Source organism: Nocardia sp. CDC519 (genome assembly GCF_059509835.1).
In genome coordinates this window covers 1,224,400-1,240,438 of the sequence record NZ_CM183377.1, presented here as the reverse complement: position 1 = coordinate 1,240,438, position 16,039 = coordinate 1,224,400, and the positions used below count along the sequence as shown (strand labels likewise).

Annotated in this window: 13 protein-coding genes; 8 read left to right on the top strand and 5 right to left on the bottom strand. The window is 68.8% G+C overall.

What is annotated here, in order from left to right; translation table 11 throughout:
- Positions 1 to 153: 153 nt before the first annotated feature.
- On the bottom strand, positions 154 to 1,002 hold the full coding sequence (locus tag AC5W7N_RS05470; protein ID WP_495923367.1) for a DUF2786 domain-containing protein: 849 nt from the start codon (positions 1,000 to 1,002) through the stop codon (positions 154 to 156).
- A gap of 120 nt (positions 1,003 to 1,122) precedes the next feature.
- On the opposite strand from AC5W7N_RS05470, the gene AC5W7N_RS05465 reads away from it, so the two are divergent.
- The 6 genes from AC5W7N_RS05465 (at position 1,123) to AC5W7N_RS05440 (ending at position 8,145) form a co-directional block, all read left to right on the top strand.
- Entirely contained in the window at positions 1,123 to 2,418 is a 1,296-nt protein-coding gene (locus AC5W7N_RS05465; protein ID WP_495923366.1) for an ABC transporter substrate-binding protein, read from the top strand.
- Between the two features lie 45 nt (positions 2,419 to 2,463).
- Positions 2,464 to 3,504: a carbohydrate ABC transporter permease gene (locus AC5W7N_RS05460; protein ID WP_375139422.1), complete on the top strand. Its 1,041-nt coding sequence runs from the start codon at positions 2,464 to 2,466 to the stop codon at positions 3,502 to 3,504.
- A 14-nt stretch (positions 3,505 to 3,518) separates the two neighbouring features.
- Positions 3,519 to 4,397 carry a carbohydrate ABC transporter permease gene (locus AC5W7N_RS05455; protein WP_194992825.1) on the top strand — a complete coding sequence of 293 codons (879 nt, stop codon included), beginning with the start codon at positions 3,519 to 3,521 and terminating at the stop codon, positions 4,395 to 4,397.
- A gap of 265 nt (positions 4,398 to 4,662) precedes the next feature.
- Positions 4,663 to 6,978, top strand: coding sequence for a transglycosylase domain-containing protein (locus tag AC5W7N_RS05450; protein ID WP_495923365.1), 2,316 nt, complete (start codon positions 4,663 to 4,665; stop codon positions 6,976 to 6,978).
- A 272-nt stretch (positions 6,979 to 7,250) separates the two neighbouring features.
- A complete protein-coding gene (locus AC5W7N_RS05445) occupies positions 7,251 to 7,709 on the top strand; it encodes a GyrI-like domain-containing protein (RefSeq protein WP_036541500.1) in 459 nt (152 codons plus the stop codon).
- Positions 7,710 to 7,719: 10 nt separating this feature from the next.
- A complete protein-coding gene (locus AC5W7N_RS05440) occupies positions 7,720 to 8,145 on the top strand; it encodes a GyrI-like domain-containing protein (RefSeq protein WP_195020295.1) in 426 nt (141 codons plus the stop codon).
- 70 nt (positions 8,146 to 8,215) lie between these two features.
- Here the strand turns inward: AC5W7N_RS05440 and AC5W7N_RS05435 are convergent, their stop codons facing one another.
- The 4 genes from AC5W7N_RS05435 to AC5W7N_RS05420 form a co-directional block, all read right to left on the bottom strand.
- Positions 8,216 to 9,313, bottom strand: coding sequence for an inositol-3-phosphate synthase (locus AC5W7N_RS05435; protein WP_163816438.1), 1,098 nt, complete (start codon positions 9,311 to 9,313; stop codon positions 8,216 to 8,218).
- Entirely contained in the window at positions 9,306 to 9,863 is a 558-nt protein-coding gene (locus AC5W7N_RS05430) for a PadR family transcriptional regulator (protein WP_014353629.1), read from the bottom strand. Before AC5W7N_RS05430 ends, AC5W7N_RS05435 begins: the two co-directional genes overlap by 8 nt.
- 425 nt (positions 9,864 to 10,288) lie before the next feature.
- A complete protein-coding gene (locus AC5W7N_RS05425) occupies positions 10,289 to 11,038 on the bottom strand; it encodes a DUF1707 SHOCT-like domain-containing protein (protein ID WP_495923364.1) in 750 nt (249 codons plus the stop codon).
- Between the two features lie 7 nt (positions 11,039 to 11,045).
- Positions 11,046 to 12,167: a DUF1707 SHOCT-like domain-containing protein gene (locus AC5W7N_RS05420; RefSeq protein WP_495923363.1), complete on the bottom strand. Its 1,122-nt coding sequence runs from the start codon at positions 12,165 to 12,167 to the stop codon at positions 11,046 to 11,048.
- 364 nt (positions 12,168 to 12,531) lie between these two features.
- On the opposite strand from AC5W7N_RS05420, the gene AC5W7N_RS05415 reads away from it, so the two are divergent.
- Together AC5W7N_RS05415 and AC5W7N_RS05410 are read left to right on the top strand one after the other, a co-directional pair.
- Positions 12,532 to 12,933 (top strand): DUF5318 family protein, encoded by a 402-nt coding sequence (locus AC5W7N_RS05415; protein ID WP_014353632.1) that lies wholly within the window; start codon positions 12,532 to 12,534, stop codon positions 12,931 to 12,933.
- 295 nt (positions 12,934 to 13,228) lie between these two features.
- Positions 13,229 to 16,033 carry a transglycosylase domain-containing protein gene (locus tag AC5W7N_RS05410; RefSeq protein WP_495923362.1) on the top strand — a complete coding sequence of 935 codons (2,805 nt, stop codon included), beginning with the start codon at positions 13,229 to 13,231 and terminating at the stop codon, positions 16,031 to 16,033.
- The last annotated feature ends 6 nt before the right edge of the window (positions 16,034 to 16,039 follow it).

Below are 16,039 nucleotides of genomic sequence, written 5' to 3'. Positions count from 1 at the left end.
GGTACCGCGGTCGGCGGGCACTTGTGCTCCAGGCCCAGCTCGACCCGAGGCATCCGCGACGCCGACCGCAGACGCTGAAGCTGTCGCGGTGGTGCGCGGGCGCGATCGTGATTGGCTCGTTCGCGCTGGGCCGGGCAGGAGGCCGGGACACGGTCAGTCCGCGCGGCGTGCGGTGAGGCGGCCGCGCGGGGCGGGGAGTTCAGGGGAGGTGCCGAGGCGGGCGGCGCGACCCGCGCGGTCGCCCGCGGTGCGAGCGGCGGGCGCGTACCCGGTGGACGCCTGCGGGCCGCGCCAGGTGCCGCGAGCTTCGGAGGTGCGGGTGTAGAAATCGACCAGCTCGATCTCCTTGTTGCGCAGGGCGAGCGCGGTTCCGGTGGACGCGGCGGCGGGTTCGGCGCTGGCCTCGGTCTCCACTTCCGATTTCACCTCGGCCAGCCGTTTGCCGATACGAGCCGCGAACGCCATCTGGAAGTTCAGCCGGGCCGTCACCGCGGCGACCGGCGCCTGCACCCGGCGGCGCACCCGGCGGCCGCCGCGCACCTCGACGACGATCTTCTCCACCGTCGCCGACCGGTAGGCGCCGGACTTGATGTACTGGTCGGAGGCTCGCACCATCTGCACCAGAAGGCTGGTGTAGAGCGCCTCGCAGGTGTCGATATCGGAGTCGAAGCCGTAGGCGTAGACCTGGGTGGAGGTCCTGGCCACATCGCAGCGCACATCGTTTGCCGAGGCGATAGCCACGAACAGCTGGACGTAGGTGCGCAGGCCCTTACGCCCGGGCTCGCCGATCGGGATGATCCGCTGGATCGGCGTGGGTCTGCGCTCGCGGCCGGCCACATGGGCGCGCGCCACGGCCAGATCGATCGAGGAGCGGGTGGCCAGCCGTTGCGCGGCGGCGAGGAAGGCTTCGGCCTCGTGCTCGTTGTCGGTCGACTCGGCCTTGCGCAGCAGCCCGCCGATGCGGGTCAGCATCTTGTCCGGGGCGGGATCTGCGACAGTCATCGCGAACCAGCCTAGGCATACCGACCGACATGCCCGGGCGCGTCGGGTGATCAACATGTATGTTGCGTTGTGCACCGCCGGGTGTGCTGCCGCTCACGTCTCGACCTTGGAGTTTCCGCGATGGCTTTGAAGAAGGTGTCCCTACGTGCTGCTCTCGTGTCCCGTGCCGCGCTCACGGTGGCCTCGGCGGCGGTGCTGACCACGGCCTTCGCCACCGCGTGCACCAGCGACAGCGGCGGCAACCCGACCAGTGAAAACCTCACCGGACGCGGGCCCATCACCTACGTCGAGGGCAAGGACACCACCGAGACGGGTGTCGTCAAGCAGCTCATCGACCGGTGGAACGCGGCCCACCCGGACGAGCAGGTCACCTACAAGGAGCAGTCCAACGACGCCTCCCAGCAGTACGACGACCTGGTCGAGCACATGCGCTCAAAGTCCTCGGACTACGACGTGTTCGCCATGGACGTGCCGTGGACCGCTGAGTTCGCCGCCAAGGGCTGGATCCAGCCGCTGAAGGACTCCTTCGCCATCGACACCTCGGCCCTGCTGCCGCCGACGGTGGCCAGCGCCACCTACAACAACACCCTCTACGCGGCCCCGCGCAACACCAACGGCGGCCTGCTGTTCTACCGCACCGACCTGGTGCCGAACCCGCCCAAGACCTGGGACGAGATGCTCGGCATGTGCAATATCGCGCGGGAGAACAACATCGGCTGCTACGCCGGCCAGCTCAAGAACTACGAGGGCCTGACCGTGAACACCGCCGAGGTGATCAACGCCTACGGCGGCACCTTCGTCGGATCCGACGGCAAGACCCCGACCGTGGACAGCCCGCAGGCCCGCGCCGGCCTCGGCAAGCTGGTCGACGCCTACAAGCGCGGCGACATCCCGCCGGAGGCGGTCACCTTCACCGAGACCGAGAGCGGCGCCGCCTTCACCCAGGGCAAGCTGATGTTCCTGCGCTCGTGGCCGTCCACCTTCGGTGACGCAGGCTCGGAATCGTCGGTGGTGCGCGACAAGTTCGCCGTCGCCCCGCTGCCGGGTGAGTCCGGCATCGGCGCCTCGACCCTCGGCGGCTACAACGCCGCGATCAGCGCGTTCTCCAAGAACAAGGCCACCGCGCTCGACTTCCTTCGCTTCCTGATCAGCGAAGACGCCCAGCACATCGTCGCCTCCGGCGCGCTGCCCTCGGTGCGCGAATCGATGTACGACGATCCGGCCCTCATCGCCAAGATGCCCTACCTGCCCGCCCTCAAGGACTCGATCTCCAACGCCGTGCCGCGCCCGGTGACGCCGTTCTACCCGGCGGTGTCGAAGGCCATCCGCGACAATGCCTTCGCCGCCCTGAAGGGCGAGAAGTCGGTGGACGATGCGATCATCGGCATGCAGAAGGGCATCGAGGCGGCCGGTTAGCGGGAAGTTCGGACGGACCCGACCTGCCGGATGAGGAGAGAACGGGTGTCGGATCCTTCGGGAACGGATACGGCCGTGCGGAAGGTGCGCGCGGGCGAAGCGGATGAACCACCGCGGAACAAGCGCGGCTGGGGCGCGGTGATCGCCGACGAGCTGCGGCGCTCCGGTAAGGCGTGGATGTTCGTCGCGCCGGTGCTGGTCGCGCTCGCCGTGGTCATCGGCTACCCGGTGTTCCGGGCGCTGTGGATGTCGTTCCAGCAGGATTCGGGCGGCATCGACCCCGAAACCGGCATGTTCATCGAGGGCGGCAGCGCCGGGTTCTCCAACTACACGCACTGGCTGCTGCAGCAGTGCGAGACCGCGGCGGGCACCGTCGACTGCCCGACCGGCAACCTGGGCTCGCAATTCTGGCTGGCCATCGGCGTCACGCTGTTCCTGACCGTGGTCACGGTGTCGCTCGAGGTGATCCTCGGGCTCGCGATGGCCGTGGTGATGGGCAAGACCTTCAAGGGCCGGGCGCTGCTGCGCGCCGCCGTGCTCATCCCGTGGGCGATCCCGACCGCGGTGACGGCGCGGCTGTGGGAATTCATGTTCCAGTACGACGGCGTGGTCAACCGGGTGCTCGGCACCGGGATCCTGTGGACCTCCGACGAATGGCCCGCCCGGTTCGCGGTGATCGCGGCCGACGTATGGAAGACGACGCCCTTCATGGCCTTGCTGCTGCTGGCCGGTTTGCAGGTGATCCCGAACGACGTCTACGAGGCGGCGAAGGTCGACGGCGCCTCGGCCTGGCAGCGCTTCCTGCACATCACGTTGCCGCTGCTCAAGCCCGCCCTGCTGGTCGCGATCCTGTTCCGCACCATGGACGCGCTGCGCATGTACGACCTGCCCGCCATCATGACCGCCGACAACCCCGCCACCCGCACGGTGTCGATGCTGGTGGTCGAACAGGTCCGGCAAGGTCCCAACAGTGCCGCCGCGCTGTCGACGATCACCTTCCTGATGATCTTCGCGGTGGCGTTCGTGTTGGTGAAGGTGCTGGGCGCGAACGCGGTCCGCACCCAGGAAGAGCAGCGGAAGGCATGATGGCCGCGACCACGATGACGAAAGAGAAGCCCGCCGCGCCCGTCACCAGGAACGTGCCGTGGACCCGCAGGCTCGGCTCGGCGCGGCTCTACATCGGCGCGTTGATCGTGCTGGTGTGGGGGCTCGGCCCGTTCTACTGGATGGCGGTCACCGCGTTCCGCGACCCGCGCTACACCTTCGACAACACGCCGTGGCCCACGCATCTGACACTGGAGAACTTCCGCGACGTCTTCGACACCAGCCGCGGCAACGACTTCGGTCAGGCGATGGTGAACAGCGTCATCATCGGCTCCATCACCACCGTCATCGCGCTGCTGCTCGGCGTGCTGGCCGCCTACGCGCTGGCGCGGCTGACCTTCCGCGGCAAGTACCTGGTGTCGGGGCTGATCCTGAGCGCGTCGATGTTCCCGGTGGTCGTGCTGGTCACCCCGCTGTTCCAGCTGTTCACCGATCTGGGCTGGATCGGCAAGTACCAGGCGATGATCATCCCGAACATCTCCTTCGTGCTGCCGATGACGGTCTACATCCTCGCCGCCTTCTTCGCCGAACTGCCGTGGGAGCTCGAGGAGGCCGCCCGCATCGACGGCGCCACCAAACTGCAGGCGTTCCGGCTGGTGATGCTGCCACTGGCGGCGCCGGCGGTGTTCACCACCGCGATCCTGGCGTTCATCGCCGCGGTCAACGAGTACCTGCTCGCGCGGCTGCTCTCCAGTGAGTCGACCAAGCCGGTGACGGTCGCGATCGCCGGTTTCTCCGGCAACAACCCGCTGGTCCAGCCGTACGCCTCGATCATGGCGGCGGGCACGCTGGTGACGATTCCGCTGGTGATCATGGTGCTGCTGTTCCAGCGGCGGATCATCTCCGGTCTGACCGCTGGTGGCGTCAAGAGCTGAGGGCGGCGGTGCCTGGCTCTCCGCTCGGCACCCGGCCCGCTCGGCCGTTCATCGCGAGCTCTGGCGCGGGAACCGGTCGTCATCAAGCACTGGCCGACGCGGCGCGCGTCCCGCACCGGGCCAGCAAACACTGGGCTAGCTATCGTCCAGCTATGATCGGCGGGGTAAGTCTGTGCCCGTTTCCGGTACCCAGGCGGGTGTGGATCGGTGACGATGTGTGATCAGACGGTGGGGTAGCCGAGTTTTACCGACGCTCCGGGAGGAGATGATCGTGAGCTCGTTTCGTGACCGGCTCCGCGGTGGCCGATCTCCGGAGCCGGAGTACGCCTCGATCAGCGGATTCGACCCGCGCGCCGGAAAATCGGAGGACGGTGGTTCCACCGGCAGGAGGTCCGGACGCGAGCCGGAGGGCCCGGATCGAAGACCGCGCACCCGTGGTAGCCGGATCCGCAGGCTGATCCTCGCGCTGTTCGTCATCTTCATCGCCGTGCCCGCGCTACTGATGGCGCTGTTCTACTGGAGTGCCGAGATCCCCTCGCCGTCGGCGATGCGCACCAACCAGATCGCCACCATCACCGCCGCCGACGGCACCACGGTGATCGCGAAGGTCGTCCCGCCCGAGGGCAACCGCACACCGGTCCCGCTCGCCGAGGTCCCGGTGCATGTGCGCAATGCGATGCTCTCGGCCGAGGACCGCAATTTCTACACCAACCCCGGCTACTCGATCCCCGCCTTCCTCCGCGCAGCCAGGGACAACCTGCTCGGCAAGGAGAACGCCGGCGGTGGTTCGACCATCACCCAGCAGTATGTGAAGAACGCCTTCCTCGACTCCGAGCGCACCGTCACCCGGAAGATGCGCGAGCTGGTGATCGCGGCCAAGATGGCCCGCGAATGGAGCAAAGACGACATCCTCGCCGCCTACCTCAACACCATCTACTACGGGCGCGGCGCCTACGGCATCGCGGCGGCGGCGAAGGCGTACTTCAACAAGCCGGTCCCGGAGCTCACCCTGGCCGAGGGCGCGGTGCTGGCCGCGCTGGTCCGCTCACCGTCGATCCTGGATCCGGAAACCCATCTCGAGGATCTGAAGGCGCGCTGGCGGTATGTGCTCGACGGCATGGTCGAGATGGGCGTGCTGAACCGGGCCGACCGCGAGACCGCGACCTTCCCGCCGATCATCCCGATCACCGACGTCGCCGACGACGGTGCCGCGCGCGGGCCCGAGGGCCTGATCCGCACCCAGGTGCTGCGCGAACTGCGCGCGGCGGGCATCTCCGAACACGAACTCAATACCGGTGCCCTGCAGATCACCACCACCATCGACCCCAAGGCGCAGCAGGCGGCGGTGGCCGCGGCGCAGAGCGCGATGGAAGGCCAGCCGCCCGAACTGCGCACCGCGGTGGTCTCGATCGATCCGCGCACGGGCGCGGTGCGGGCCTATTACGGCGGCGCCGACGGTGTCGGATTCGATTTCGCGCAGGCCCCGGTGCAGACCGGTTCGGCGTTCAAGACCTTCGCGGTACTGGCGGCCCAGCGTCAGGGCATCTCCATGGCCAAGCAGTTCGACAGTTCACCGGTGCAGGTCAACGACGTGCTCGTGCGCAACGTGGACAACGAGTCATGCGGCACCTGCTCGCTGGCCGAGGCGTTCAAACGGTCCCTCAACACCAGCTTCTACCGGCTCACCCAGTCGATGTTCAACGGTCCGCAGGCCATCGCCGACGCCGCGCATCAGGCCGGGATCCCGGAGGAGATTCCCGGGGTGCCCGGCCGCTCGCTGAGTGAGAACGGCGGGCCGCCCGCGCCGTCCATCGTGCTCGGCGTGTACCAGGTGCGCCCGATCGATATGGCCTCGGCGTACGCGACCATCGCCGCCTCCGGCAGGTATCACCAGCCGTATTTCGTGCAGCGGGTGGTGACCGGCACCGGCCGGGTGCTGCTCGATCGCGGCGCCCCGGAACATCAGGTGGGCCAGCAGCTGCCACCCGGTGAACAGCGCTTCCCCGCGGCCATCGCCGACCGCACCACCCAGGCCATGCTGCCGATCGCCGCCTACTCCAACGGGCACGCCCTCGACGGCAGGCCATCGGCGGCCAAAACCGGCACCACCCAGCTGGGCGACACCGGCGAGAACAAGGACGCCTGGATGGTCGGTTTCACGCCGTCGCTGTCGACGGCGGTGTGGGTGGGAACCGAACACTCGCAGGCGATCCGCACCGCGGGCGGCGCCCGCATCTACGGTTCCGGCCTGCCCGCCGACATCTGGAAGCAGACCATGGACGGCGCGCTGGAAGGCACACCGGCAGAGAACTTCCCGGTTCCCGAAGGCGGGTCCGGGCAGCCGATCATTCCGGCCGGTCCACCCCAGCCCTCCGGCGGGCCCTACGACATCCTGAACCCGCCACCCGGCGAGCAGCCGCGCGGACCGGAGATCATCTTCCCGCCCGCCCCGCAGGCCCCACAGCCCGAACCGCAGGAACCCATCGTCATCTTCCCGCCGGCACCCCCGCCACCACCGCCGCCGCCCCCGCCGCGGCAGGTGGAGATCCTGCCGGGAATCGTGATTCCGGTGCCGGGATGACGCCGGGGGAACGCAACCCATGTCAGCATCGTTTGCCAGGGTGAGAGCGTGACCGTGCGGCAGCGGCACCGGGCCGACGCCGACGCCGCCGGATCGATGCGGAAGGATAAGCGACGAGCGACACGACAGCGGCGCGAGCAGCGGCCCGCAGGCGGTAGCCCGCGTGCCACGCAGCAGCCGGGGAGCGCCGCCGAAACGAACACCGCGGCACGAGCGGAGGGCCCGGCGCGTGCCGCCAACTGAACGACAGACGAGAAATAGGGGCTACGCCGGTGGATTTCAATGTCGTTGACCGCCAAGAGACATTGGTGGCGGGAACCGTGCTCCGCAGCCCGGCACTGGCTGTGGAGGGGCCGCGGCGCACCAAGGTGGAAGAAGCGTGGAAGCGCAATCTGGCGCGTGCGCTACCCGGTCCGCCGGCGAGCGCGTTCGTCGACCACGCGCCCGAGATCAACTCGTATCTGACCCATATCGTCGGCTACCGCTGCCGCAGTCTCGATGACCTGCTACCCGGTGACGTACTCGCCCGGATCCCGGCAGGCAAGTTCGCCCGGTTCACCCTCAGCGGTGACGATCTCGGCGACACCGTGGTGACGGTATGGCGCGCGATCTGGGACGCCGAGGCCGCGGGCCGGCTGGAGCGTTCCTACACAGGCGATTTCGAGCGCTACCCCGACAACCGGACGGTCGAGGTCTTCGTGGCGCTGGCAGACGATTCGGTGGACGGGTAGGAACAACGCTGTGGACTTCGAGATAGTCACCCTGGACGAAAGCCTGGTCGCCGGGCTCACCGTGCCGCTGGCCGGCCGCGAGGTCGCCGCCCGCGACCTGGACCTGGTGAACTTCACCTGGGACCGGTACCTGGCCAGGGAGAAGAACGTGCCACGGGTCGCGGCCTACATCGGCCAGAACGATCACGCGGTGGCGGTGCTCGGCTACGAGGTGTCGTCGATGGACGAGATGGACGCGGGCGATGTGGTCACCCGCGTGCCGAGCGGCCGGTACGCCAAGTTCGTCGTCTCCGACAAGCCCTACGACCTGCTGCGCACGGCCTGGGCGCAGGTGCGCAAGGCCGAAAGCGCCGGCACCATCACCCGCTCACACGCGGCCGAGATCGAGCGCTACACCGGGCCCACCTCGGTGGAGGTGTACGTCTCGCTCGACTGAGCACGAATACGAGGAAGCCGGTCGAAGCATTCACTTCGACCGGCTTTCCGCCGTTTCGACCCGGGGTGGATCAGGCGTTGATGATGAACGCTTCCAGCTGCTCGCGGGCGACGTCGTCGGCCAGCTGCTGCGGCGGGGACTTCATCAGGTACGCCGACGCCGGGATGACCGGGCCGCCGATGCCGCGGTCCTTGGCGATCTTGGCCGCGCGCACCGCGTCGATGATGATGCCCGCCGAGTTCGGCGAGTCCCACACCTCGAGCTTGTACTCCAGGTTCAGCGGCACGTCGCCGAAGGCGCGGCCTTCCAGGCGCACGTAGGCCCACTTGCGGTCGTCGAGCCAGCCGACGTGATCGGACGGGCCGATGTGCACGTCGTTGGCGCCGAGCTCCTTCTTCAGGTTGCTGGTGACGGCCTGGGTCTTGGAGATCTTCTTCGACTCCAGGCGCTCACGCTCGAGCATGTTCTTGAAGTCCATGTTGCCGCCGACGTTGAGCTGCATGGTGCGGTCGAGCTGCACGCCGCGGTCTTCGAACAGCTTGGCCATCACGCGGTGGGTGATGGTGGCACCGACCTGGCTCTTGATGTCGTCGCCGACGATCGGGACGCCGGCCTTGGTGAACTTCTCGGCCCACTCCGGGTCGGAGGCGATGAACACCGGCAGCGCGTTGACGAAGGCCACGCCCGCGTCGATGGCGCACTGCGCGTAGAACTTGTCGGCCTCTTCCGAACCCACCGGCAGGTAGGAGACCAGGACGTCGACCTTGGCGTCCTTGAGCGCCTTGACCACGTCGACCGGCTCGGCCTCGGACAGCTCGATCGTCTGCGCGTAGTACTTGCCGATGCCGTCGAGGGTCGGGCCGCGCTGCACGACGACGTCGCTGGGCGGCACGTCGGAGATCTTGATGGTGTTGTTCTCGGAAGCGAAGATCGCCTCGGACAGGTCGAAGCCGACCTTCTTCGCGTCGACGTCGAACGCGGCGACGAACTTCACGTCGCGCACGTGGTACTGACCGAACTTGACGTGCATCAGACCGGGAACGGTCGCGGTCTCGTCCGCGTCCTTGTAGTACTGAACGCCCTGGACCAGCGAGGATGCGCAGTTGCCCACACCTACGATGGCGACGCGAACCTCTGGGGCGCTCTCAGCAGCTTTGACATCACTCATGGCCGGTATTTCCCTCTTTCTGTGGTGCCGCCTTCGTCGATTGCTCCGCCGCAATCAACTCGTTGAGCCAGCGCACTTCGCGCTCGCTTGATTCGAGTCCGAGTTGATGGAGCTGGCGGGTGTAGCGATCCAGCGAGCCACTCGCCTTCTTGATCGCCTCCCGTAGCCCCTCTCGGCGCTCCTCGACCTGACGCCGCCTGCCCTCGAGGATCCGCATCCGCGCTTCCGCGGGGGTGCGGCTGAAAAAGGCCAGATGAACGCCGAAGCCGTCGTCGGTGTAGTTCTGCGGTCCGGTGTCGGCAAGGAGCTCGTTGAAGCGCTCCCGTCCGGCCGGAGTCAGCTGGTAGACCCGCCGGGCGCGACGTGTGGTCGCACCGGCCGGGATCTCCTCCGCGAGCAGCCCGTCCGCCTGCATTCGGCGCAGTGTCGGATAGAGCGACCCGTAGGAGAAGGCCCGAAACGCGCCGAGCAGGCCCGTCAGCCGCTTACGCAGCTCGTAACCGTGCATGGGCGATTCGAGGAGCAGCCCGAGGATTGCGAGTTCGAGCATCGGGCTTCACCCCCTGACTGTGTGCAGACCTAACCGATGGATGCGATTACCAACTATATCGGAGCGATATAACCACGCATAGTTGTTAGTGATGTATTACGCATTTGCGCAGGTGGGGGCGGTGTTGGACCAGCTCGGGTCACCACGCTCGCCGCGCTGGCAGCCAAAAGGCGTTCGCATCGGCGCCGAAACACGTCACCGTTCATTGGCGGCTCGGATCACCGGCCGGGCGGCAGCGCCCCCGCCGGCCATTGGCAGCTCGGGGCTGCGACCCGCGACAGCTCAGATCACTGGCCGGCAGCTGCTCAGGTCACCGACGAGCGGCAGTCCGGACCGGCGGCTGCCCGGCCGTGACAGCTCAATCCGCCGGGAAGATCTCCAGCGGCTTACCGGCGAGATCGACGGTCATGTGTCCGGTCCGGTCGTCATCGTCCTCGACGAAGATGTCGATGCCCCGGCCCCGCATCGGCCGGGGCACTCAGTTCGTAGCCGATACCGAGATGCTGCACCGCGCCGGCGGGCAGGCGCACCGACTCCGGCGCACCGCGCAGAATCCCGGCCAGCGCGGTCAGGTCGATGGCCCCCAGATCGATGGGGCGGCCGTTCGCCCAGCTCACCGTCGAGGAACCGCTCGTCTGGAAACCTTCGGCATCGAACCGGTACATCACCGGACGGCCCGCCTCCAGCCGCTGGACCACCACGAACTCGGGCATGACCGTGACGGTGTCGACGATGGCGTCGCCGAACTCGCGTCGATAGCTGTCCACGAACAGAGCGAACCCGGAACCGGTGACCAGACTGGGCAGCGCCGCGGGCTCGCCCTCCTCGACCTGCTCCGCATCGACGACGGCCAGTGGGCCCCCGCCCTCCTCCGGGCGCAGGATGCCCGCCGTCGCGCCGATCACCGCGGCCACCGCGAGCACCGCGACCGGAATCCACCAGCGGCGTTTCCGGCGGTCGTGCTGCAACACCGCCGAACCGGCGAGATCGCCCGGCACCTGCAGATCGCGGACCAGGCCGCTGAGCTCGCCGAAGGATGTGGCGCGCATTGCCGCGCGGGTCCGCGCGGCGTGCTCGTCCTCGGTGAGCTGCCCGTCCTGCAAGGCCGCGTCGATCAGCGCGCACGCCTCGACACGGTCGGCGTCACGGGCCCTGAGCCGGTCGTTTCTCGTCATCACGGGCCTACCCCTCGAACGGCCATACGCGCAGGACCTCGCCGGCCGGGCCGAGGATGAAATGGCCGGACTCGCGGAATTCGTTGCCGACATAGACGGCCACGACCATGCGGCCCTCGTTCGGCGGGAAGCTGTGGATCTCGACCGACAGGTGCGAGACCTTGCCGTCGGGCACCTGCGCGATCGTCGCGGCGTTCGCCAGCGCGGCGCCGATCGCGGCGGTATCGAGGACGCCGAGATCGACCGTCGGGGTGTCGACCTTGCGGGTGGTCGGATCGCTCGGCCGCTGGAAGCCGCCACGGTAGTCGTAGGACACCTGACGGTTGGGCTGTCCCGGCACGGCGCGGTCGACGTCGCCGTGGTCGGGGTACAGGGAGATCTCGTCGGCGAGGGTGTCGCCGAATTCGGCGCGGTAGTCGGCGATGAAGTGGGCCAGGCCCTCGCCGGTGAGCAGATTCGGAGTCTTGATGACGATGGGGTCGACGTCATCGAGGTCGGCGCGCGGTACCGGAAGCTCGGCCTCGGGTGCTCCGTCGCCCGGGGCGGCGGCCACCGGCGTTTCGGCCGGTGCGGGGTCGTCCGCGCGGCCGGTCAGCGCGAAGGCACCGAAGGCGACGAGCAGTGCGGCCGCGGTGAGTGCGGCCAGGTAGCCGCCCTGACGGGTGGGCTGCGCCCGCCGCGGTGGCGCCGGGGTGCGGCGCGGGCCTTGCAGGTCGGCGGTGAGTTCGGCCAGATCACCGAGGGTTTTCGCCTCGGCGAGCAGATCGGAGTGGGCGCGGTGCTCGTCTTCGGTGAGCTGGCCTTCGGTGCGGGCCAGGTCGAGCAGTTCGGCGGCGGCGGCGCGATCGGCGGTGCGAGCTCTGGTGGACGACGGGTAGGCCGTTACCGGACGCGCGGTTCTCGGGGCGGGGGACCGTGGGCCGGGTGCCGGCACCGCTGACGGCGTTTGCAGATCATCCACCAGCGCGGACAGCTCGCCCATCGTTGTCGCGGCCCTGGCCTGCGCAACCCGGTCGTGATATTCGTCGGCGCCGAGCTGGCCCTCCGCATAGGCGGCGTCGAGCACACTCGCGGTGTGGGATCGGTCGAGATCACGTGCGCGCATCCGACCGGGAACTGGCGTCGACACGAACGCAGTCTAATCGGACATGTGCCCATTTCGCTGTCCTGTTTCACCGTGCGACGTGCGGTTTCGTCGTCGCCGGTCCGGCCGATCGGCGGCCGCGGGCCGCCCGCCGAACCTCCGCGTCGTTCGGTCGGATAGTCATGCGCTGGAGTCGCGGCGATTCGTCCATCACGTCGACCCGGGCGTGTCAGCACGCGATTCGCCCGGACGACGGCGGGTCCGGCGCTGATCAGCGGGCAGACCAGCAGATATCGGTGTCGCAGATGCGCCAGTGCGGACGTATCCGTCCCCGGCCACCGAACACGCCGGGCGCCAGCGCAACGAATTGGACACGGCTACTCTGGGGAGCGTGCGAATTCAGCGGCAAGTGGTCGACTATGCGCTACGGCGCCGGTCGCTGCTGGCTGACGTCTATGCGGGCCGTGTCGATGTCGCCGAGGTGTGTGATGCGAATCCATATCTGCTGCGTGCGGCGAAATTCCACGGTCGGGGGAGCGAGGTCACATGCCCTATCTGCCGGAAAGAACAGCTCACCCTCGTATCCTGGGTCTACGGCGACGGCCTCGGCCCGGTAGCGGGCTCGGCCCGCACCCCGGAGGAACTGCTCCGTCTCGCCGAGACGCGCGAGGAGTTCTCGGTCCATGTGGTCGAGGTGTGCCGGACCTGCAGCTGGAATCATCTGGTGCAGTCCTATGTGCTCGGCACCACACCGGTTCCGCCGCGACGACGCTCCGGAACCCGAGCCAACCGGCGGACCGCTGCCGAATGAAACACCTGGTCATCTGCCCGTCGGGTGACTTAGAGGGCCGAGCCCGGTCCATCGCGACCTGCCCGGCCCCGAGCCACCCAGACCGATACGAGCTTTGGAGATCTTGTCAGTGAATTCGCCCTACGAGAGCCCTCACGGCGATGACCCGAACGCCCGCACGCAGCGCAGCCCACAACCAGGCCCGAACCCACGTCCGATGGGGCCGCCGCCCGGGCGGCCCGGCGCTCCGGGTGGTCCGCGTCCGCAGGTGAGCGGGCCCCGCCCGGGTATGGGCGGACCGCGCCCCGGTGCGCCGATGCCAGGCCCGAACGGCCCACGGCCGGGCCCGAACGGTCCGCGTCCCGGCCCGAACGGACGGCCGGCTCCGCAGGGTGGCCGTGGACCGCAGGGCGGTCCGCCGCCCGGTAATCCGCGCGGCCCACAGCCGCCGCATCGTCCTGGCCCGCCGCCGGGCCGGGGGCCGCAGGGTGCCCCGCCCCCCGGTCGCGCGCCGCAGGGCAGGCCCGGCCCGAATCCGGCGCCCAACTCTTCGCAGTCGACCCAGAAGATCGCCCGGCCGGGCGAGGGCGCCAAGCCGCCGTCGGCCCAGTCGACGCAGAAGATCAGCCGCCCGGCCTCGCTGTCGGAGGCGGTGTCCCAGCGCGACCGCAAGGCCTCGAGCACGGGCCCGCGCCCGGCCGCGCGCAGGCCCGTCGCCGGCGCTGCCGCGGGCGCTTCGACTACCGGTGAACGCCGGGCACAATCGCGTTCCGGCCCGCCGTCGGGCCCACCGCCGCGGCGTGGTGGTGGCGACGGCGACGGCCCCGATGGTCCCGGCGGACGCAGGCCCCGCGCCAAGAAGAAATCGCCGTGGCGAATCGTGCGCCGCACCATCTATGTTCTGATCGCCTTGGCGATCGTGGTGCCGAGCACCGTGTTCTTGATCGCCTACTCCACGGTTTCCGTTCCCCAGCCGGGCGATCTCAAAACCAATCAGGTGGCGACGATCTACGCCGCCGACGGCACCACCGAGATCAGCAAGGTGGTTCCGCCGGAGGGCAACCGCACCGAGGTCACCATCGACCAGGTGCCGCCGCATGTCCGCAACGCGGTCACCGCGGCCGAGGACCGGGATTTCTACACCAACCCCGGCTTCTCGGTGTCCGGTTTCGCCCGCGCCGCGCGCGACAACCTGCTCGGCAAGGAGAGCGCGGGCGGTGGCTCGACCATCACCCAGCAGTACGTGAAGAACGCGCTGGTCGGTGACGAACGCTCACTCAACCGCAAGCTCAAAGAGCTGGTGATCTCGGCGAAGATGGCGCGGCAGTGGAGCAAGGACGAGATCCTCGCCGCCTACCTCAACACCATCTACTTCGGCCGCGGCGCCTACGGCATCGACGCTGCCGCCAAGGCCTACTTCGACAAGCCGGTGCAGGATCTGACCGTGGCCGAGGGCGCGGTGCTCGCGGCCACCATCCAGCTGCCCTCCTCGCTGGATCCGGAGCAGAACCCCGAGGGCGCGAAGGCGCGCTGGAACTACGTGCTCGACGGCATGGTCTCGGAGGGCAATCTGCCCGCCGCCGAACGCAAGTCGATGCAGTACCCGGCGGTGCGGCCGCTGTCCTCGCTCGGCGATAAGGCCAACGACGACGGCCCCGAGGGCCTGATCAAACAGCAGGTGCTGCGTGAGCTGTCGGCCGCGGGCATCAGTGAGCAGCAGCTCAACACCGCGGGTCTGCAGATCACCACGACCATCGACCCCAAGGCACAGCAGGCCGCGCTCGACGCGGTCGCCGAGAACCTGCAGGGCGAGCCGGAGAAGCTGCGCACCGCCGTGGTGTCGATCGATCCGAAATCCGGTGCGGTGCGGGCCTACTACGGCGGCAAGGACGGCCAGGGCTACGACTTCGCCAACGCGGGTCTGCAGACCGGTTCGTCGTTCAAGGTGTTCGGCCTGGCACAGAACCTGGAGATGGGCATCCCGCTGTCGCAGATGTACGACAGCTCGCCGCTCACCGTGCACGGCATCAAGATCAGCAACGTCGAGGGCGAATCCTGCGGCATGTGCACCATCGCCGAGGCGCTCAAGCGTTCGCTGAACACCAGCTTCTACCGCATGCAGCTGGATATGCAGAACGGCCCGCAGAAGATCGCCGATATGGCGCACAAGCTGGGCATCCCTGAGGAGATCCCCGGCGTCGGCAAGACGCTGACCGAGCCGGATGGTTCGGGTCCGAACAACGGCATCGTGCTCGGCCAGTACCAGGCCAGGGTGCTCGATATGGCCTCCGCCTACGCCACTCTCGCGGCCTCGGGCAAGTACCACGCCCCGCACTTCATCCAGCGGGTGGTGACCGCCGACGGTGAGGTGCTGCTCGACCGTGGCGAGGTCGCGGGCGAACAGCGCGTCTCGGAGGCCGTGGCCGACAACGTCACCGCGGCGATGAAGCCGATCGCCGCCTACTCCCGCAACCACGGCCTGGCCGGCGGCCGGGAATCGGCCGCCAAGACCGGCACCGCCCAGCTCGGCGATACCGGCGAGAACAAGGACGCCTGGATGGTCGGCTACACGCCGTCGCTGTCCACCGCGGTCTGGGTCGGCACCGAACAGGGTGAGCCGCTGCGCAATTACGGCGGCGCGATGATCTACGGCTCCAGCCTGCCGTCCGACATCTGGAAGGACACCATGGACGGCGCGCTCGAGGGCACGCCGAAGGAGACCTTCCCCAAGCCCGCGCCGATCAAGGGCCAGGCGGGTGTGCCGGAGTGGACCGCGCCGTATACCGCGCCGTCCACCACGGAGGCGCCGCCGTTCCAGCCGCCGGTGGTGATCACCCCGAGCCAGGTGGAGATTCTGCCCGGCATCACCATCCCGGTACCGGGCGTACAACCGAATCCGCAGGCGCAGGTGCGGCCACAGCCGCAGCAGCCGTCGAACTCCGGGCCGCTGCCGGGGCAGCCGACCGCACCGGCCGATGGATCACCGTCCACCGGCCAGGGGCAATCGAGCGAGGACAGTTCCGATAGCGGCGAGGACTCCGGCGGCGGTGGCACCGGCGGCGGCCAGGGTGCCGAGGATTCCGGGGGGACGAGCGGAGCTCCGCCCGGCCGCTCCCGGTAGCCTCGG

Bases quoted from the DNA above. Each gene is read 5' to 3' on its own strand.
- AC5W7N_RS05410 (WP_495923362.1), top strand. From the start codon at position 13,229: ATGCCAGGCCCGAACGGCCCACGGCCGGGCCCGAACGGTCCGCGTCCC.
- AC5W7N_RS05465 (WP_495923366.1), top strand. From the start codon at position 1,123: ATGGCTTTGAAGAAGGTGTCCCTACGTGCTGCTCTCGTGTCCCGTGCC.
- AC5W7N_RS05430 (WP_014353629.1), bottom strand. From the start codon at position 9,863: ATGCTCGAACTCGCAATCCTCGGGCTGCTCCTCGAATCGCCCATGCAC.
- AC5W7N_RS05470 (WP_495923367.1), bottom strand. From the start codon at position 1,002: ATGACTGTCGCAGATCCCGCCCCGGACAAGATGCTGACCCGCATCGGC.
- AC5W7N_RS05435 (WP_163816438.1), bottom strand. From the start codon at position 9,313: ATGAGTGATGTCAAAGCTGCTGAGAGCGCCCCAGAGGTTCGCGTCGCC.
- AC5W7N_RS05455 (WP_194992825.1), top strand. From the start codon at position 3,519: ATGACGAAAGAGAAGCCCGCCGCGCCCGTCACCAGGAACGTGCCGTGG.
- AC5W7N_RS05425 (WP_495923364.1), bottom strand. From the start codon at position 11,038: ATGACGAGAAACGACCGGCTCAGGGCCCGTGACGCCGACCGTGTCGAG.
- AC5W7N_RS05450 (WP_495923365.1), top strand. From the start codon at position 4,663: ATGATCGTGAGCTCGTTTCGTGACCGGCTCCGCGGTGGCCGATCTCCG.